The sequence below is a fragment of the Nitrospira calida genome (genome assembly GCF_976986435.1).
This window is the reverse complement of sequence record NZ_OZ335950.1, coordinates 79,777-97,947: the sequence shown is the minus strand read 5'-3', so window position 1 is coordinate 97,947 and position 18,171 is coordinate 79,777. Positions and strand designations below refer to the sequence as shown.

Genomic DNA, 18,171 nt, shown 5'->3' with positions numbered 1-18,171 from the left:
AGCAGCAAACGGCGAATAGCCACGCTTCACCTTCCCAGCCCTTTCCCATCGAGGAAGCGAGCTGAGTTTCCTGACTGCCCATTGCTCTTCGGAATGCATGGGTGACAGGGAGGGAAATGAACGCCGGAGGCAAGTGGCCTTGCCCCCGGCGTTGAACCGAGGCGGGGTTACTTCTTCTTCTTCTTCGCTGCCTTCTTCGTCGCCAAGACTCTCACCTCCCTTCGCGATTAGAAACACGACCCCGCGACATCAGCTTAGACGGCTTCAGTCAGAGGGATTTCCAGCGCCTCAAATGTGTTGGGGCCCACTTTTCTGAACCGCTTATCGCGCTTCAACGAGGTCGCGACTGACGTCAGCGGCGTTTTCCCTTTAATTTGCAATCCACCCTCGACCAACCGTTGTAACAATTCCTTGGCGTGCATCGCACGATTAGCTTCGCGGAGAATCTGATAAGCGGCCTCAGGTACGCTCTTCCCGACATACTTGGTACGGCCGAGTAGGATCTCCCGCGATTGATCTGTAACGTCCGTGACTGGGAGCGGACGGGCCCCCTTCTCATCGGTGATGATTTGGCTGGAAAGACTGGCGAGCTTTGCTTTGTCGGCTTCAACCCGGTAGAGAGTCTCGGCAAGCTCGAGATATTTTTGGATTGTGGCAATTTCTTCATCGAGGCGTCGGCGCTTTTTTTCCAATTCCTGGAGGCGGTTGCGATACGCACTGATCCGCTGCTCCAAACCCACTAGAATGTCTGTCAATTCTTCCACCAGCCGCACCTCTCAAAAGCATGCTTGCTTTGTAGCATTGCTTCGTATGTTTGTCAAGCTAAAAATACTATAAGTTTTCAATATACTCATCAATTATTTATTCTGCTCATGAGCTTTGTATGTATTTTTAAGCAAGAAAAGCCTTGTTCTAAAGTCTTCTGCATTCGTCTCATTAAAGTTTTTAAATAGTTACAAGTCAAAACTGGGAAAAATCTTATTTGGAGATGTAAATGTTTGGAAGTATTAGGACTGATTTTCCGTTATCCTCCATCGATCGGCCTTGCCCACATCGACGTTCCCGAAATCTTTTTTGATATGATCCTGATGCAATGAATGATGTCTTGCCTCCTCTTTTCGGTTCCCGGCATGAACGGTTCAAGACCGTTGCTGTAGACGCGGCTCGAAAAGCCGGTGCGATCCTTCAGCAATACGCACGCTCGGGTTTTCAGATCGAATATAAAAGCGTAGTGAACCTGGTCACCGACGCGGACCATCAGGCCGAACAGGCGATCATCGATTGCATCTTGGCAGCCTATCCCTCGCACGGGATCTTCGCCGAGGAGCGCGGGCGACAGCTCGGCACAGATTCTGCGTTTCAATGGATCATCGATCCATTGGACGGCACCACCAATTTCGCGCACGGATACCCGGCCTATTGCGTATCAATCGGCCTGGAATACGAGGGACAGGGGTTGCTAGGAGTGGTGTACGATCCCACCAGAGACGAACTGTTCACGGCCGTGGTTGGGCAGGGCGCGTATCTGAACGGCACTCGTCTACACGTTTCCGACGTTCAGCGGCTTGATCAGGCCCTGCTTGTCACGGGCTTTGCGTATGACATCCGGGACACACCGGCCAACAACTTGGATCATTTCGCTCGATTCGCGCTGCGCGCGCAAGGGCTGCGGCGCACGGGCACGGCCGCGCTTGATCTGTGCTACGTCGCCGCGGGTCGATTCGACGGTTTTTGGGAGTTGAAGCTCCAGCCGTGGGACATGGCGGCCGGGGTGGTGATCCTCCGGGAGGCGGGCGGGCGGGTCTCGAATTTCAAAGGCGGGCCGCTGTCAATCTACGATCAGGGACTGGTGGCCAGTAACGGGCTGATCCACGAAGCCATGCTCGCGGTCCTGGCGTTGGGCTGAAAGCCGTTTCGCACGTGCTGGGCGTTACCTGGTATACAGGAGCCCCTGAAATACGCTAAGATGCGTCCGACCTCATTCGAGAGAGGGAGACCATGTCGGCAACGCACATTCCACCCGGTACACCCGGTCAGCCGGCTCAGAAAGCCCCCGAAGTGTGGGATGTCGAATTGCTCCGCGTGCTCGTGTCTCGCAACGGCAAGCAAGTCAGCGCCGAGTGGGCGATCCATCCCCAACTGAAACACGACCTCCTGCCGCATGAATGGAACGAAGTGAAGGACCTCATGGCCAAAGTCACCACCATCGTAGGCGCTCGATTCTCTCGGGTGTTGGCGGAGGCGGAGCCGGATCCGCCGGGCAACGCCTGATAACCCCCTCGCCCCGGCTCGGAATTCACATCGACAGTTTGTCCGCGACATTCCGCATCTGCACACCGTGCACCAGCGAGGCGCCGCCACGGATGGCGCACGCGACGTGGACGGCCTCGGTCATCTCCTCCACGTTCGAGCCTTTCTCGAGACACGCCTGCGTGTACGCGTCGATACAATAGGGGCACTGCACGGCATGGGCCACGCCGAGCGCGATGAGCGCCTTTTCACGCTCCGTCAACGCCCCTTCCGCAAACACGGCGTTGTAGTAGCTCATGAACTTCTCCCATAGTTCCTTGTTCCCTTTGCCCATGTCGGGGAACTTGCCCAGGTCTTTTGGATGATAATAGGTCTCCATGCGTCACTCCACCCCAATGTGAACGATGACCGTTGCAGAGAGATTCCGACACACCTGAGCCGACAATTCCTCATCCATAATCGTTCCCTTCGCGATCACGCCGGCAGATAGCCGTTCGCCCTGAACCAAGCCAGCGCGTCTCGGATCGCGTGCTCCACGGGACGGCGCGGATAGCCCAATTCGCGGATCGCTTTGGAGCAGTCATACTGCTGCATGTGGGCCAGCACTTCAACAAAGAATCCGGGCACCAGAGCAGGCCGGCGAAAAATCGTACGAAACACTGCGTCGCCGACCTTGGCGCCGACTCGGGCCAGCGCGAACGGAACCGGTACCAGCGGCGGCCGCACACCGGCCACCCGAGCAATTAGGGCGTTGAGCTCTTTTTGCGTGGTGTTCCAATTGCCAAGGATATACCGTTCGCCGACGCGGCCCCGTGCGGCGGCGAGAATCATGCCTTCCGCCACGTCCCGCACATCGATTGCGTTCACAGGACCGTCCACGTACCCCAGCATCATCCGTTTGGCGATCATCAGAATTTGCGTGCCGCTGGTCGGCTTGCTGTCGAACGGGCCAAAAAACGCCGTCGGGTTGATCACTACCGCCGGCACGCCGTCCTTGGCGGCCGCCAGCACGGCATTTTCCATCGCGATCTTCGCCATGAGGTACGGATTGTTCGGATAGGCCGTGGTGAACGCGCAGTCCTCGTCAGCGAGCCGACCGGGCTGCGCGGGGAAACCGATCGTCGTCAAGGTGCTGGTGAAGACGAGCCGTTCAACCGAGGCGCGGTGCACCGCTCGGAGCAGATTGTCCGTTTCGGCGAGCGCCTGTCTCGTCGCGGCCTCGACGGGAATCGTCTGGGACGGATAGTAGCTGGCCGCTTGGTAGACGACGCGCACCCCCTCGCAGGCCCGGATCAGTGATTTCGCGTCGTTCAGGTCGCCGTCGACCCGTTCGACGTCGAGACCGCGCAACATCAGATGTCCGACCGCCTGGCGGCTGGATCGGATGGGCCTGACCAGAACTCGGACCTCATCGCCTCTGGCCAGCAACGCTCGGACGAGGTTCGACCCGAGATGTCCGGTTCCTCCAAGAACCAAAACTTTCATGCTGGCTTCCTCCTGGAAGAGGAAAAGCGGGGCGGGCAGCCGGAGGAGCGCCGCAGGCCCGGACCGTCACAAGAAGGGATGCTCAGGAATCGCTAGGGTCAGGTATCTGCCTTTCTCTTCGTACAAGATGCGCTTCGCCGTCAACTGCGCGAGCTGCGCCGCGATCATGTCGGCCGACTCGTCCGCGTGCGGATCGCGGGCCAGCATGGCGTTGTGAATCTGCTCGGCCGACTTCGGCGCTTCGTTGCAATATTCGATGATGAACGACGCCGGCCACTCGAAGCGCTCGCGGGTCGGCGAGCCGGGATTCCGCCCGTCATACACGGTGATGTACCGCAGCGCCTTGGAATAATACAAAAACGGCTTGTCGTCGGAGGCGTGCCGCCGCTGCCACTCGTGCACCAGATCCACCAGTTCCTGGTAGACATGCGGATCGACCCGCCAGTCTTCCAATTCGTATTCGAAATCGTAGGCGATCTTCATCAAGTCGACCTGCCGCGCGTCGTAGACGTACTCGTAGGCCAACCCCGGTCCGGTGATCCGCACGCCGTACTGGTGGGGCCGCATGAAATACGGACTGAACCGCTCCAACCAGAACTTCCCGACCGCCTCCGGCGGTTGCAGATGGAATAAAGAGGGGATCAGATCGATCTGCCGGCGATAGTCCTCGTCGGTCTCGCCAGGGAAGCCGAGCAGGATGTTCCAGGAGACGACGATCCGGTAGTAATAACTCCACTTGAGGCACAGGATGTTCTGCATCGGGCTCACGCCCTTGTCCATCGCCCGCAATTGGTTCTGGCTCAAGCTCTCCAGACCTGGCTGCATGCACTTTACCCCGCCTGCCGCCAGTGTGCGGATCTGCGGTTTCTGAAGATTGCTCTTAGTCTCGATGAACACGTCCAGGTCGCAGTGTTCCGCCGCGAGCTTCCCGAACAGATCCTCGATGTACTTCATGTCGATGATGTTGTCCACGAGCCGGAAGCGCGTGGTGTCGTAGCGGCTGGAGAGATACTCCAGCTCGCGCAGCACTTGCTCCGGTGACTTCGCCCGAAATTTCATGCTCTGCGCGTTCAGGCCGCAGAAGGTGCAATGATGTTTCTCACCCCACCAGCAGCCGCGCGAGCCCTCGTAGAGCAGAATCCGATCGAGTCCGCGGAACGACTCGGCGCCCAGTTCCGCCAACTGCCGGTAATAATCGTCGTAATCTGGCGGGCCCGTGTGCGCGAAGTCGGTGAAGAGCGACAGGTTGGGCTCGAACCGGACCTGACCGTCTTTGCGATAGGCCACGCCTTTGGGATACGCCTCGTCCTTCCCCTCCAGGATCTGCGTCACCAGCAGCGGGAAAACTTCCTCGCCCTCGCCAACCACCACATAGTCGATCCAGGGGAACGCGCGGAAGTACTCCAGCCCCATGTCGCCGTCATAGTTGGCGCCGCCGAAAACGATTTTGACCTGCGGATACAGATCTTTGATGAGCTTCGCCAGCGAGAGGCTAGCGACGTTCTGATCGAAGGTGGAGGTGAAACCGACGACACGGTACTGCCCCCAATCGATCGCCGTCATGGCCCACGTCAGGAACTGCGGCGCGATCCGGTTGGCCATCTCCTCGAAGTAGGACATCGGCTGTCCGCTCTCGCGCGAGAGCTGTTCGAACACCGGCTTGAACATGCGCGGATACTCCGCGCGTTTTGGATTGTCGCGAAAGAGGAGGTAGGAAAAGAGCCATTCTCCGAACAGCGCTCGCTTCTCACAGATGGATTCGTACAGCGGCACGCCGATCTTGTGGGCGAAACGGACGTTCAAATAATGGCACTCGACGCCGATTCCCTTGGCCTTCAGCAGGGCTGTGAGCGTGCCCAGTTGAATGGACGGATACTTCGAGTAGCTGAAAGGCATGTTGACGAGCGCCACCGGCGCCTTGTCGCTCATCGTCGCTCCCCTTCGGGCAGCCCGCCCGGCGCGGGCGTTAGGCGGCCGTCGCACGGAACGGTTCGAACTCCCGATCCGCCTTGGCGGCCAGGTAGAAGTCGCTTTCGGTCAAGCCGTTGATCTTGTGGGTCCAGATCTCGACCTTGCATTTGCCCCACGCAAGGTACAAGTCCGGATGGTGGCCCTCCGCTTCCGCCACCGCGCCAACCCTGTTGACGAAGTCCAACGCCTGCTTGAAATCCTTGAACGTATAGAGCCGCTCCAGATGACCGTCCTTGTTGACCTGCCAGCCGCGTCCGAGTTCTTTCAGCAACTCTTGGACGCGGGCCTCGGGTAGCGGCGGCACGCCGCCGCGGCAAGGGACGCACTTGTTATCCGCAAGACCCATACGGTTCCTCCTTCACGCCGGTCACGGAACCAGCAGAACGCTCCAGAATCGCCATTTTAATGGCGCTCAAACAGTCCCTGCAACCGGCCTCCCTTACTCGTTGTCATCCGGCACGCCGCCCGCCTTCGCCAGATCCTCGACGTCGATCTTGTCCGGGTTGAACTTGGCCGCGGCCTTCACCATGCGATCGAGCGCCTCATCGAAACTCAGCGGAGCGGCGCCCTTGGGCCGAAAGCGGAGCGGGTTCACCCGCGCGACAACGAAGCTTTTGAGATACGGGCTGGTCAATCCCTTGGCCTTCAGCGCTTCGACCTGCTTGAGGATCTGATCATCCAGCGCAAGCACGACCTTCGCCCGCCGCCCCCGAACCTCTAGCGCTTCGCGTAACGGTCGTTTGAGAAACTCATCCACGCGCTTCAGCACGGGATGGTAGGCGCCGCCGCTGAAACGGGGCCGCTCCTCATAGCAGAGTCCCAGGGTAATCAACGCCGGTTCCTCGAATTCCAAGGCGTAGGTCTTTTCCGTCACGTCGTCCAGACGAGCCAACTCTCGGTACATGCGGATCACTTCGAGGGCTTTCTCCCGCAGATTGTGGGCTTTCTCCGTGTTCAGGGCGAGGATCTGATAGGCCGCCGACGCTTCCGGCACCACGATCGCTGTGATGCTTTTCGCTCCCAGCATCCGCATCGCGGAAAGCCGATGGTGTCCGTTCGGCGTCCAGTATTTGGCGCGGCCCTCCGGTTCTTGGTCTCCCTCTAGCGCCGTACCACCCACCCCAGGCGCGCGGACCACCACGATCGGATCAAGGAACCGCCCGATCTGTCCGATCACAGCTTCCAGTTTTCGCACGTGACTGTCGGAGAGATTGCGCTGATACGGCGTCGGCTCGACCATGTCGATGGGCAACGCTGCGAAGACCAGCCACTTCCCGCCATACGGTTCGCGGTAGACCGACAGGACCTTTCCCCCGTGGCTTTCAATCGTTCGGTGCAGATCCGCCACCTCCGCAGGCGGCGCGGCGGCCAGCAGTTCCCTCGGGGCCAGACCCGTGGACGCGCCAGCGGGTTTGCGGCGGCGTCGCACGGTTCCGGGCGCTTTCGTGGCTTTGGGCTTTCTTTCCGCCATCTGAGTATGCGGAGGATATGGTAGGCCACCCTCGGAGGAAAAGGAAAGCCCCCTCTTCCCCTACGCCGAAAGCGCGAGTACCAGGGGCAAACAGCTTTAGGCTATTTGCTGCTAACTATTCGCGATTTTCACCCTGGGGGATGAACCAACGGCTTACAAAGCTACAGAGGATTGATGACCTTTTATTGGAGAATCGACGACAGGTCTCAAAACAACATGGGCTACCTTCCGGAAGGTAGCCCATGCCTGGCGCTTAGGACGCCGAGTAAACTATGGTACTTATTTCGGGTAGACCCGCGCGATTAGGGAGCTGCTGAGGCTTCTGGTCGGGGGAGAACCGGTAACTCCCAGGCGCTTGTGTTCCTCATGCTCGCCGCGGGTTCTCCGACTTTGTAGGGCTGTAGTCCGGATGGTCTGTGGTGCCGCGAGGCACAGCCGTTGAAGAACCGGCTAGCATGACCGGGCAGAAGCCCGCCCTTGACTCGGCGGGCCCTCCTGGCCAGGTGGAGTACGATCGTCCATCAGTCCACCTCCTCCCCTTTTGGGAGTCAACCGGGAGTCTTGTTGACAGCCGCGCGGTCTGTCCGACTCCCTTCTATCCCCCATCTGGTCGCTCATTCGGCCGGCTGCAGCACTCTATCTACTCCTCTCGGAGCAACGTGTCAATGGGGCGTGAAGGAGCGTCTGGAGCGGTAGAGCAGGCGTTGGCGCTCGCTGATAAAACGAGCCTGCTCTTTCTACCTGCCACCTTTTAGGTCATCACGACGGCGTTTACCGCAGAGCTCGAAAATCGAGCAGAGGTTCGGCCCTGGACGATCGTAGACCTGGTCGCGGGGATAAGGTCGAGGCCCCCCAATCTGATCGGCCGCGTATACTCGGCTACTTCGACAAAGATCGTGGCCGGCCTCGCTCATCTACAAAAAAAGGACCGGTGCCGGAAGCCCAGGCTTGGGAGGCCACAGGCTACGCCTCGTGGCGACGAAAGGCGGCTTCTCCGTTTCCGCTGCGCCTCCCAGACGCCGTTCAACCTAGTGCTGGAAGCCAGGGTCTTGATCGCGGTTCCATTCTTCAGGCTGCAATCCGGCTCGATTCGACCTTGACGTCGCTGATACTGGTGGTCTGACCGGGCCGCAATTCCTGCAGAGCGGGAATTTTGTCCGACTTGACCCCGACATCCAGCAGGTAGCGTCGCATCCCGTCGTAGCTCGAAAAGCTGCGCGACCGCTTGGGAGCCTTGCCTTCTTCCTTCGGCTCGAAGCTCACGTCAAACCGCCCATCCTCGCGCTTCTTGAGGGTGAATTTCCCTTCAATTTCCATAACCTCACCTCCTGGCCAATGTGTCACTTCAGTAACGCGCGGGATCGAGAATTTCAAGAGGCCTGGAGCCGCCAAGCCGACTGGTTCTTTCATGCACGGACACGGCCGTTGTGCCAGGGCAACTTTGTGCACGGTCCGCTTCACCTCAGTGCGACCCTGTCGCTTTTTCAGCGGCCTTGCCTTATCCTTCTGCCTATCGGAGCGTTGGGGTGACCATCCAACTTACGACCAATTGCGCTCCGCCAGACCTCTGGGGCTGTACCTCCGTGGCAGCCGTATAAAGCGAGCAGTCACCGGCGACCACGGAGCTGGCCCCGAACGTCGGCTCCTCAAGAGAAGGGCATGCCGGACCTCACGAAGGAAACGGACGCGCGAATCCTGATCAACGACCTGCTACGGCAAGCGGGATGGGAGCCGTCTGACAAGGCGATGGTACTGACCGAGGTGATGGCCGGTATGCCGGGCGGCGCAAGCGCCGGAGCCGAAGTGGGCGGGCTCAGTGGGGGGCCTCGCTCACAGGTAGAGGGAGTGAACCGAAGGCTGGGCGCGCGCGAACTACGTGCTGCTTAGCCAGAACGGCCGGCCCCTCGCCATCATCGAAGCGAAACGCTTGGCCATCGAACCCTACGCCGCCAAGCACCAGGCGCCCCCCTATGCCAAGAGCCTCGGCGCGCCGTTCATCTTCCTCACCAACGGTGAGCTCATCTACTTCTGGGACTACACCAACGACGATGCGCGCATCGTCAACTCGTTTTATTCCCGGCGCGATCTCGAACGGCTGGCTCACCTCAGGGAGACCAAACGGCCGCTGGCGACGATCGCGATCCCTGAGTTCTCTACCTGCGACAAGGGGAACAACGGCGGGTGCGCCTCTATCAGCGGGAGTGTATGCAGGCGCTGGACCAGGCCGTCGAATTGGACAAGCGACGGTTTCTCATCGAGCTGCCCACCGGCACCGGCAAGACGGACCTGATCTGCTTGTACCTCCAACGGCTCATCAAAGCCGGGCGGGCGGAGCGCATTCTCTTCCTCGTGGATCGAGACCAACTGGCGAAACAGGCCATCGAAGCGCTGCAAGACATTCTCAGTCAATACGGGAGCTACTGGCTCAAGCCCGGTGCCGTGCGGCAGGAGAAACAGATCACCGTGTGCCTCCTGCAAACCATGATCGGCCGGTATCAGGAGTTCACCAGCGGCTATTTCGACGTCGTCATCGCCGACGAATGCCACCGGTCCATCTGTGGAGCCTGGCAGACCGCGCTGACCCACTTCGACGCCCTGCACATCGACCTCACCGCGACCCCGTCTGCCTACATCGAGCGGAACACCTTCCAGTTTTATCACCGTACGGAGAGCCAACCGGATTTTGCCTACTCGATCCAGCAAGCCTTTCGCGAAGAGTATCTTGTCCCCTACAAGTTCTCGACCGGTATCACGGTCTTCTTGGCCGAAGGCACCGACGTGGAGGAGGAGCGTTATGATCCGTCGAGTTCGAGCGCACATGGACCAACGAGGACACGAATCGCAAGATGTTGCGGGAGTTCGATCGGCTGGCCTGGGAGCACTATCGGGAGTTGGCGCCCGGGTAGCAGATCGGTTCAGGCAAGGCTATCGTCTTCGCGATCACCAAGCACCACGCAGCCAGGCTCGCCTATTACCTGAACGAACTGCATCCCGAATACAAAGGCCGTTACGCCGAAGTCGTTACGAGCGATGTGCCGAACGCCGACGATCTCATCCGCAAGTTCAAGGGCGAGGATCTCCCGCAGATCGCGGTGAGCGTCGGTATGCTCGACACAGGATTCGACTGCCGGGAAGTCCTCCACCTGGTCATGTGCCGCCGGGTGCGGAGCCCGATCCTGTACCAGCAAATGCGCGGCCGGGGCACGCGGACCGCTCCGCATATCGGGAAACGGGGCTTTGTCATCTACGATTTCTTCGGTAACCACGAGTATTTCAACGATAGCGAAGCCGAGGTGTTTGTCAGCACCGGCGGCGGCCGAGCACCAAGTGGCGAACCGACGCCCCCGAGGCCGGGGCGCGACCTGATCGAGTTGGGCTTGGAGGACGAATGGCTCCAGGCGGTGAGCTACGTGGAAGTCGGGCCAGAGGGCGAGCGGGTGGATAAACGCGATTACGTGACGAATTGGGAACGGACCATCCGCTCTGCCGGTTCCAACGATCCTGCGCTCCAGAAGATTCGGTCCGGGCAAGCCCTCACGGCTGAGGAGGAAGAGGCGCTGGCTGCGCGGCTGAACAATCCCAAGTCTTCTTTCAACGAAGACAACCTGCGGAGGGCCTACCGACAGCTTGGCGAGAACCTTGTGGATTTTGTCAAGCACGCGTTGAGCATGGTGAAGGTGAAGGGCCACGAGGAGGAGGTCACGGAGAATTTCCAAGCCTGGTTGGTCTCGAAATCGCTGACGCCGCAGCAGGCCCAATACCTGTCCTTGCTCAAGAATCGGGGAATCGGCGGCGGCAAGCTCGAGTTGGATGACCTCTTTAAGCCGCCACTGTCTGTCCTCAACGCGGCCGGCCTGGGTGTCGAACTGTTCGGCGAGCAAGGCCTCAAGGAAGTCATCTCGGACCTGAATGCTTGTGTCTTCACAAGAAAGAGTGCGCAGGAGGCGCCGGCCATGAAAATTCGAGCCAATTTCGTCAAGGACGGACAATGGTGGGTGGCGTGGACCGAGGATGTCCCAGGGGCCTTAACCCAGGGCAAGACATTGAAAGAAGCCAGGGAGAACCTGGCTGACGCCGTCCATCTGATGCAAGAGCCGATGGACTTGTCGAAGTTGCCGAAGCGTCAAGTGGTTGTCGAAGAGATTGAGGTCTGAGTGAAGCGGCGTGAGCTGATCCGCCATCTGGAACGGTTCGGCTGTACCCTGCTCCGCGAGGGCGCAAGACATAGCCGCTACGTCAATCTCGCCGATCCGAGCCGGTCGGCCACGGTCCCGCGGCACACGGAAATCGCGGACCTGCTTGCCAGAAGGATTTGCCGCCAGCTCGGGTCCCGGATCAAAATGAATCAGGACCTCCGCCGAAAGCTCGATCGCATCACCGACATCCTCTGGGCCGGTGGTGTCACCAACCCCGTCACCTACATCGAACCGATCTCCTACCTCATTTACCTCAAGCTGCTGGACGAAGAGGAAGCCGAACGCGAATTGCGCGCCCGGCTCACCGGCGGCAAAGGCAACGGCAATGGGCGGCTGCTCTTCCCCAAGCAGGCCGAGCGCTACCGGTGGTCCAAGTGGCGGTTCAAAAGCGGGACCGACCTGCGCGACTTCCTTCGCAACGAAGTCTTTCCCTACATGGCCTCGCTCGTCAAAGAAGAGCCGCAGATCGCCGAGTACTTCCGCGACGCCGTCCTGGAGATCACGGACCCCAACGTCCTTAAGCAAGTGGTGGACGAACTGGACGGGCTCGACTTCCGCAAACTCGGCACCGACGTCAAGGGCGACATCTTCGAGTATCTCCTCACGCACCTCGGCCAGTCGGCGCTCAACGGCCAGTTCCGGACCCCCGCCAGATTCGGACCATGATGGTGGAGATGGTGGACCCGGACCTCGGTGACACCATCTTCGATCCGGCCGCCGGCACCGGCGGCTTTCTCATTGATGCCGTCGAGTACATCCCGGCGAAGTACTCCGCCGAGCCGCAACGAGTGCCCATCTACGGCGAAGAATGGCTAGAGAAGGCGAGCGACGAGCAAAACGGCTGCCGACCGTCCAATGGTACCGGAAGGGACCCGGCGAGAAGATTCCCGATTGGGAGCTGCTCGAACGGGCGATCTATGGCTTCGACGTGAGCCGCCAGATGATGCGGATCGCCATGATGAACCTGGTGCTTCGCGGCATCCGCAAGGCGCAGGTCAAGCGGGCCAACTCGCTCTCCGAGATAGGCGGGTTGACCGAGGACGACCTGCGTCGCCGCTACAAGGTCATCCTGTCCAATCCGCCCTTCTCCGGCATCCTGCCCCAGGATTCGATCCGCAAGGACCTGCCGACCAATTCAAAAAAGAGCGAGCTGCTCTTCCTGGGCGTCATGATGCAGGCCCTGGCGCCCGGCGGCCGCTGCGCCGTCGTCGTGCCGGAAGGACTGCTCTTCGGCTCCACAAAGGCGCATGTGGAACTTCGGCGCAAGCTCATCGAGGACTTTGAGTTGCTCGCCGTGGTCTCCCTCCCGGCGGGTGTGTTCAAGCCCTACGCCGGCGTCAAGACCGGCGTCCTCGTCTTCCGCCGCCCGGTGTCTGTACCCTCTCCCCACCGTGGGAGAGGGAAGGGCGAGGGGGCTTCGTCTTCCGGAACCCATAAAGTCTGGTTCTACAACGTGCGAGCGGACGGCTATGATCCGGACAAGATCGTGGGCGGCGGCCGGCCGGAAACACCGGACCGCAACGACATTCCAGACCTGCTCCAGCAATGGACGGCGTACAAGAAGTCCGGCTTCAAAGATCCGCCGGGCGTGGAAGGGGGCATGCTTTTGAGCCGGGGACCCCGGAGCCGCGCTGCTGGTGGGCCACGCTGACCACGATTGCGGAGAACGACTACAACTTGGCCGCCGGCCGCTACAAGCCGCAGATCGCGGAGAAGCCGCCGGAGGAAGACCCGGCGCAGTTGATTCGGGAAGTCCTCGCGATCGAGCGCGAGATCACGGCAGGGCTGGAAAAGCTGCTCAAGGATGTGGAGTCAGCGGGATGAAGTGGGTTCTACCCCGTTTCCACGGACAGGTGAGTTACGAGTTTCGCTTCCCGTTGCTGCATCTCGAGTCGCCGGCGCTGCCGGGGATTGTGCCAGCGCTCGATGTAATCAAAGATATCCGCCCGGGCTTCGGCGCGCGTCCGAGACTGGCGCCGATTCACCCGCTCGCGTTTGAGCCGCCCGAAGAAGCTCTCCGCCGCCGCGTTATCGGCGCAGCTTCCCACCGCACTCATGCTGCATGGCACCTGATGGGCCGCCAGGAACTGTTGATATTCCTCCGAGGTAAACTGACAGCCCCGATCCGAATGGAGAATGACGGGCGTCCGGGCGGGCCGCTGCCAGAGCGCCCTCAGCACGGCCTGGACCCCCAACTGGCGATCCTGCCGCGGACTCATCGACCAGCCCACAACCACTCCGGAATACAAATCCAGCACCACACAGCAGTACAACCAGTGTTCGGCCGTGCGAATGTAGGTGATGTCGGTCACCCATTTGGTGTTGGGCGCGGTGGCGGGGAAGTCCCGCGCCAGATGATTGCGGGTGCCGGGTGGAGGTGTCCCTGACGGCTTGGTCCGCCAGCGCCGCCGTTGCGGGACCCCGCGCAAGCCCGCGCGGCGCATCAGACAGGCCACCCGGTGTCGGCCACAGCGCTCGCCGGCATAGCGCAGATCCTCCCAGATCCGCGGGCTCCCGACGACGCCGTCGTGGTCGGCATGGACCGGCTGAATGCGCGCCAACAACCGGGCATTCTCTTGCGCGCGGGCGCTCGGCCCCCGCGTCGCCCCCCATAATACCCGCTCGGCGACACCCGCAAACACCGACACAGCAACCGGATGGGAAAGGCCTCGCGGCAGCGGTGGATCATCCGGGACTTCATCGCGACGCTCTCGCGAAGAACGCTGCCGCTTCGCGCAAAAAATCCCGCTCCTTCGCCACCCGGGCCAACTCCCGCCGCACCTGGCTCAGTTCCTCATCCCAGGCGCGGCCGGGACCTCGAAAGGCGTGGCCCGGCGCCTGCCGCACCTCGCGTCGCCACCGCCCCAACAGAGCCGCCCCAATCCCCAGGTCGACGGCAATTTGCCTCACCGTGCCCCCTGGCGCCTCCAGCAGCGCCACCGCTTCTCGTGTGTACTCCGCTGAAAACCTTTGCCTCTGTGCCATGACACCCCTCCTGGCCCAGTATGGACCTTAACACGGTGTCCGTAAAAGCGGGGCAGAACCCCTTTATTTACAGTCCGCAGTATAGACCAACAGATCAACGAGCGAAGACGTATTCCTCTGCCTACAAGAAAATCCTCCAAGCTCACTCCTAAGTTTTTATCGATGTGATTATCCTCTCTGAGTTTGTCAATGTCCTTGCCCGGCTCGCCTATAACAGCCTCCCAGTCAAGGCAAGGCCGGATTTTAAGCTATACCGCAAGAGTTCCTCCTTCAAATCAGTCGTTAAGAGCATCGCTGATTCGTGCCGACGTGTTTTTCAGGTCTCGACGAGAATAGAGAGCGGGTTCGCATCGCTGGATGTCGTAGCGTTGCTTGACCGCTACGAGGCTGGAAGGTGTGACATTAATGATTTGATGCTAACTGAACTCTGCAAGGGCCAAGGGTTGACTCTCGTGACCGACGATGCCGATTTTCGTGGGAGCGGTTTGAGAATCCTAACCGCGAACGCGTGCTCGTTGCGCTAGCGGGCGCACCGTCCGGCGAGCCGGGCGAGAGGATCACGCGAGACGAGTCAAAAAAGCACGGGAAGAATTAGAACACCCTTCATAAGGATAGGAAAAGAAAAGGGGGCGAAAGGGGTCGGGAGCCTTTTTCTGGGCGCAAACGACGTGAGAGCCCCAGATAAGACTCCTGATAATCATCTCGAAGGCTCCTCATGTGGCGTATAACGTCACGATGTCTGCGCATGATGCGCACACTGCACCAGCACAAGAATGGTGTCAGGCATGAGTTATTGACTTAACGCGCAGGGCATGGGGCTAGGCCGACGGAGTGTCTGATGAATGGAGCAACACGGGGCGCGAGGAGGAATATATCCGTGAAGGGCTCTTGTCAACTGCAGCGCACCGTTACGTCGAACGCTTCAGGTGTTGGAGGAAGGTCGTCACGGTGACGATCTCGACCGATTCGACGTGCCGCAGGTCGAGCAGGTCGGCGTCTCCACTGACTAGCCACCGGACGCCTGCGACCAGCGCGCAGGCGACAAATTTAGCGTCGTCCGGATCTCGAAGGAGCGAGACCGGGGACGGGTTTGCTGGCACGGTCTCGATGAAGGGGAGCACCTCCTCTTCAAGGAGCCCGCGGATCTCGGCTGCACGGAGGCGAAACTTCGGATAAGCGAAGACGCGCAGGTACTCATCCAGGATGGCCGCTGAGACGACTGGGCAAAGGCGGCCGGCTTGCCAGGCCGGAACCAATCGTGAGGGAGTACTGGTGAAAAGCAGGGTGGAGACGAGAACATTCGGAGGGGCCCAAAAGGTACCGGGAGTCTTTAAAAGCGCCGCATGGAAACAGGTCTCTTGCTACCGTTCATCGGCCTCGCCGGCTGTTTCCACCTGGGCGAACTCGATAACGACTTCGTCCTCGGTGTAGCGATACAAGAGCCTTAAGAACCGCGGGACCGGGAGGCGGTAGGGCTGGGACCTGACGAGATACCGGGGCGGGGTAAAACCTGGGACACGGTAGCCTATCTCGGGCTGTCGCGCTAGGCGCCATTCAAGCGCTCGAACGACGTTCCGCAGCAATGGATCTTTCTGTTCTTCCTGCTCAAGGTACTCCTTCGCTGCCGGTTCAATGACGACGGTTCTGGCAACAGCCATCGGCTAGGCCGTCTTGCTTGAGACTCGTTTGGCCCATTTCACATCCTCGTCGGTTACTTCTCCAAGCTCCGAGGCCAGCGCTGCATACAGCGGGATCTCTTCTCCGATTTCGGCCAATTTCCAGATCGCGTCATGGGAGGCCAAGCTGATGGACGCCGCGGTATGCTTATGACACACCACGTCGATCACCGAGTCGATCAAGCTGATCTCGTCTGGCGTGAACATGGAAATATCCGGCTTCCTCAGCGCGACATACTCCTTCTTTACCTTCCCGAAATACTCGACTTCCCGTACCGCAAGCGCCGCCTCAGCTTTAAGTTCGTCGATAATGCCGAGAATGTGTCGAGGAACCGGGCCGAATTGCTGTTTCGTGTATGTCTCGCCGGTGATCGATGCGCCGGCTGTCGCATAGGCGATCACATCCGAATACCAGAGAATCTTGTTCAGCTTCGTCGCTCCTAAGACCGAGGGGTCGTGACACTGAAAGCAGATGTAATGGACCAGCGCCTTCAGCTTGTTTCGATCGAGTGGCTGTTTCACATTCTCTGGGATCACACGCCCCATACCTTCCCTCCCCCGCCGGGGTAATGAGAAACGAGCGAGCAATCATTCGGAAAAATCACAAGACTACGGATAAGAAGTCCTGAGGCACTAATCCAAGCAGGTGCATTATAGGGGTAGCCAAGAGAGACTGGCAAGGATTCAGATGAAGGGGAAAGGCTGCGCCAGTCGATGGAACTGGCGCAGCCTCTTTGTTTGGTGGTGGGGCGGCAGCCTGCGCCAAACGCCGTTGAAAAGACATGTTACCGGCGTCCCGGCAAGTTGATAAGTCCTGCGGGCTACTGCGAAAAGTGGGGGGTTGACAGGCTGTGATCGTCAGATGGTCGAGCGGTTCTTCTCGTAGATTGGTCACCGATTAGGCCGTTCAACCGCGTCTGTTTTCGGATGCCGGTTCGACTCCCATATCGGAATCGAACCCGCGTCCGTCAGATCGCCACCTTCCACTCTCGCAGCAGGCCGACCGTCTGCGTGAGGCCTTGCTTGAGCAGGGTGTCGAGGTACTCATCGGCCGTCTTCGGCGGGTTCTTCAGCGACCGGCGATGGTTGGCGGCTGCCTCACATACCTGCGCCGGGTGCAGGTCGAGCAGGTCGAAGATGAAGTCGTCGGGGTGCTGGGCGGCCAGGTTGTAGCGCTTGAGCTGTTCAGCCGGGAAGTCCTTCAGGTTGAACGTCACGATCAAGCTGGCGCCGCTGTGAATGGCGGCGGCCACCACATGGCGGTCGTCCGGGTCCGGCAGTTCGACGGACGGGATCAGATGCTCGAAGCCGGCGACGAGGCAGTCCCGCACGTGGGCGTTCATCAATGAGCGTGTGCGCTCCAGGTCTTCCGGCTTGAGGTCCGGTCGCTGCGCCAGGACGTTGCGTATCCACTCATCGTGGATCATGTCCGACCAACGTGCCCGGAACAGGTCCGTCAGAGCCAAGCGCATCAGGAAGTCGCGCAGCGGTGCCGGGTAGAGCACGCACGCGTCGTAGACGACGGTGAAGTGCGAGCTCATTCATTCGTATCCCATCTTGAGCGCCTGCGCCTGCTCGGCCAAGGCGTCGAGAGCCTTGTCGCGCGCGGTGTCGATCCGCTCCTTGTAGGCGATGACGTCCTGGTAGCGGACCCGGCGGTGCGTGCCGACCTTGTGGAACGGGATCTCGCCGCGCTCCAGCAACTGCACCAGGAACGGGCGCGAGACGTTGAGCACGTCCGCCGCCTCCTGCGTCGTGAGCTCGGCATGGATCGGGATGATGCTGACTGCGTTGCCCTCGCCGATCTCGGTCAGGACATCGACCAGCAGGCGAAGCGCAGACACCGGGACGCGAACCGGGTGGGCGGCGCCCTTGTCGTCGAAGATCTCGATCTGCTGCGTCTCGGCACGGGTCTGCAGATAGGCGGACAGGGCCCGGCCGCTCTCCCGGGCGAGAGCGACCTCCTCTGCCGTGGGCAGCGGATGGGCGGGTGAGAGGGTAGTCATGGCAACCTCCTGGAAACATGGATTTGTGTCATGGGAGGAAGTATAACCGAAATAAACGAAAAGTCGAAATATCCGAAACGATGCTCGGGCGGCGTTGGGCGACCGCCATCTGCCAATCCGCACCCATTCAC

General features: G+C 60.2%; 20 protein-coding genes and 3 pseudogenes. 10 read left to right on the top strand and 13 right to left on the bottom strand.

The features are described from left to right. Nucleotides 1-254: 254 nt before the first annotated feature. Nucleotides 255-764: a winged helix-turn-helix domain-containing protein gene (locus tag ACWHTU_RS00570; RefSeq protein ID WP_447860986.1), complete on the bottom strand. Its 510-nt coding sequence runs from the start codon at nucleotides 762-764 to the stop codon at nucleotides 255-257. A gap of 329 nt (nucleotides 765-1,093) precedes the next feature. On the opposite strand from ACWHTU_RS00570, the gene ACWHTU_RS00565 reads away from it, so the two are divergent. Further along, nucleotides 1,094-1,906: an inositol monophosphatase family protein gene (locus ACWHTU_RS00565; protein ID WP_447860985.1), complete on the top strand. Its 813-nt coding sequence runs from the start codon at nucleotides 1,094-1,096 to the stop codon at nucleotides 1,904-1,906. A 92-nt stretch (nucleotides 1,907-1,998) separates the two neighbouring features. Beyond that, nucleotides 1,999-2,271, top strand: coding sequence for a hypothetical protein (locus ACWHTU_RS00560; RefSeq protein ID WP_447860984.1), 273 nt, complete (start codon nucleotides 1,999-2,001; stop codon nucleotides 2,269-2,271). Between the two features lie 25 nt (nucleotides 2,272-2,296). Here the strand turns inward: ACWHTU_RS00560 and ACWHTU_RS00555 are convergent, their stop codons facing one another. From ACWHTU_RS00555 to ACWHTU_RS00530, 6 genes are all read right to left on the bottom strand, one after another. Continuing rightward, nucleotides 2,297-2,629, bottom strand: coding sequence for an arsenosugar biosynthesis-associated peroxidase-like protein (locus ACWHTU_RS00555; protein ID WP_447860983.1), 333 nt, complete (start codon nucleotides 2,627-2,629; stop codon nucleotides 2,297-2,299). 95 nt (nucleotides 2,630-2,724) lie between these two features. Further along, on the bottom strand, nucleotides 2,725-3,735 hold the full coding sequence (locus ACWHTU_RS00550; protein ID WP_447860982.1) for an NAD-dependent epimerase/dehydratase family protein: 1,011 nt from the start codon (nucleotides 3,733-3,735) through the stop codon (nucleotides 2,725-2,727). 66 nt (nucleotides 3,736-3,801) lie between these two features. Then, nucleotides 3,802-5,664, bottom strand: a complete 1,863-nt coding sequence (locus tag ACWHTU_RS00545) for a RiPP maturation radical SAM C-methyltransferase (RefSeq protein ID WP_447860981.1) — start codon at nucleotides 5,662-5,664, stop codon at nucleotides 3,802-3,804. 37 nt (nucleotides 5,665-5,701) lie between these two features. Then, on the bottom strand, nucleotides 5,702-6,052 hold the full coding sequence (locus tag ACWHTU_RS00540; protein ID WP_447860980.1) for a 4a-hydroxytetrahydrobiopterin dehydratase: 351 nt from the start codon (nucleotides 6,050-6,052) through the stop codon (nucleotides 5,702-5,704). 93 nt (nucleotides 6,053-6,145) lie between these two features. Beyond that, on the bottom strand, nucleotides 6,146-7,177 hold the full coding sequence (locus ACWHTU_RS00535) for a chromosome partitioning protein ParB (RefSeq protein WP_447860979.1): 1,032 nt from the start codon (nucleotides 7,175-7,177) through the stop codon (nucleotides 6,146-6,148). A gap of 1,068 nt (nucleotides 7,178-8,245) precedes the next feature. Continuing rightward, on the bottom strand, nucleotides 8,246-8,494 hold the full coding sequence (locus ACWHTU_RS00530; protein ID WP_447860978.1) for a hypothetical protein: 249 nt from the start codon (nucleotides 8,492-8,494) through the stop codon (nucleotides 8,246-8,248). Between the two features lie 342 nt (nucleotides 8,495-8,836). Between ACWHTU_RS00530 and ACWHTU_RS00525 the strand changes: the two genes are divergently transcribed. The 8 genes and pseudogenes from ACWHTU_RS00525 to ACWHTU_RS00490 all read left to right on the top strand — a co-directional run bounded on the left by ACWHTU_RS00525 (nucleotide 8,837) and on the right by ACWHTU_RS00490 (nucleotide 13,197). Continuing rightward, entirely contained in the window at nucleotides 8,837-9,064 is a 228-nt protein-coding gene (locus ACWHTU_RS00525) for a hypothetical protein (RefSeq protein ID WP_447860977.1), read from the top strand. Then, on the top strand, nucleotides 9,054-9,467 hold the full coding sequence (locus ACWHTU_RS00520) for a type I restriction endonuclease (protein ID WP_447860976.1): 414 nt from the start codon (nucleotides 9,054-9,056) through the stop codon (nucleotides 9,465-9,467). Before ACWHTU_RS00525 ends, ACWHTU_RS00520 begins: the two co-directional genes overlap by 11 nt. Then, nucleotides 9,383-10,156, top strand: a complete 774-nt coding sequence (locus ACWHTU_RS00515) for a DEAD/DEAH box helicase family protein (protein ID WP_447860975.1) — start codon at nucleotides 9,383-9,385, stop codon at nucleotides 10,154-10,156. Before ACWHTU_RS00520 ends, ACWHTU_RS00515 begins: the two co-directional genes overlap by 85 nt. Further along, a complete protein-coding gene (locus ACWHTU_RS00510; RefSeq protein WP_447863285.1) occupies nucleotides 10,087-11,331 on the top strand; it encodes a type I restriction-modification enzyme R subunit C-terminal domain-containing protein in 1,245 nt (414 codons plus the stop codon). Before ACWHTU_RS00515 ends, ACWHTU_RS00510 begins: the two co-directional genes overlap by 70 nt. Then, nucleotides 11,332-12,039 (top strand): type I restriction-modification system subunit M N-terminal domain-containing protein, encoded by a 708-nt coding sequence (locus tag ACWHTU_RS00505; protein ID WP_447860974.1) that lies wholly within the window; start codon nucleotides 11,332-11,334, stop codon nucleotides 12,037-12,039. It begins immediately after the preceding gene. Continuing rightward, a pseudogene (locus tag ACWHTU_RS00500) lies at nucleotides 12,036-12,131 on the top strand (N-6 DNA methylase); the annotation flags it as partial. The gene ACWHTU_RS00505 and the pseudogene ACWHTU_RS00500, both read left to right, overlap by 4 nt. Nucleotides 12,132-12,181: 50 nt before the next feature. After that, nucleotides 12,182-13,024, top strand: a complete 843-nt coding sequence (locus ACWHTU_RS00495) for an HsdM family class I SAM-dependent methyltransferase (protein ID WP_447860973.1) — start codon at nucleotides 12,182-12,184, stop codon at nucleotides 13,022-13,024. Nucleotides 13,025-13,050: 26 nt separating this feature from the next. Beyond that, entirely contained in the window at nucleotides 13,051-13,197 is a 147-nt protein-coding gene (locus tag ACWHTU_RS00490; protein ID WP_447860972.1) for a hypothetical protein, read from the top strand. 8 nt (nucleotides 13,198-13,205) lie between these two features. Here the strand turns inward: ACWHTU_RS00490 and ACWHTU_RS00485 are convergent. The 6 genes and pseudogenes from ACWHTU_RS00485 to ACWHTU_RS00460 all read right to left on the bottom strand — a co-directional run bounded on the left by ACWHTU_RS00485 (nucleotide 13,206) and on the right by ACWHTU_RS00460 (nucleotide 18,040). Beyond that, nucleotides 13,206-14,358: pseudogene (locus ACWHTU_RS00485) on the bottom strand (IS3 family transposase). A gap of 908 nt (nucleotides 14,359-15,266) precedes the next feature. Continuing rightward, nucleotides 15,267-15,647, bottom strand: a pseudogene (locus tag ACWHTU_RS00480) (putative toxin-antitoxin system toxin component, PIN family); the annotation flags it as partial. A 72-nt stretch (nucleotides 15,648-15,719) separates the two neighbouring features. After that, nucleotides 15,720-16,016, bottom strand: coding sequence for a hypothetical protein (locus ACWHTU_RS00475; protein WP_447860971.1), 297 nt, complete (start codon nucleotides 16,014-16,016; stop codon nucleotides 15,720-15,722). Nucleotides 16,017-16,019: 3 nt separating this feature from the next. Next, nucleotides 16,020-16,580 (bottom strand): Panacea domain-containing protein, encoded by a 561-nt coding sequence (locus ACWHTU_RS00470; RefSeq protein WP_447860970.1) that lies wholly within the window; start codon nucleotides 16,578-16,580, stop codon nucleotides 16,020-16,022. A gap of 422 nt (nucleotides 16,581-17,002) precedes the next feature. After that, entirely contained in the window at nucleotides 17,003-17,575 is a 573-nt protein-coding gene (locus ACWHTU_RS00465; RefSeq protein WP_447860969.1) for a PIN domain-containing protein, read from the bottom strand. Continuing rightward, nucleotides 17,576-18,040: a helix-turn-helix domain-containing protein gene (locus ACWHTU_RS00460; RefSeq protein ID WP_215870506.1), complete on the bottom strand. Its 465-nt coding sequence runs from the start codon at nucleotides 18,038-18,040 to the stop codon at nucleotides 17,576-17,578. Between the last annotated feature and the right edge of the window lie 131 nt (nucleotides 18,041-18,171).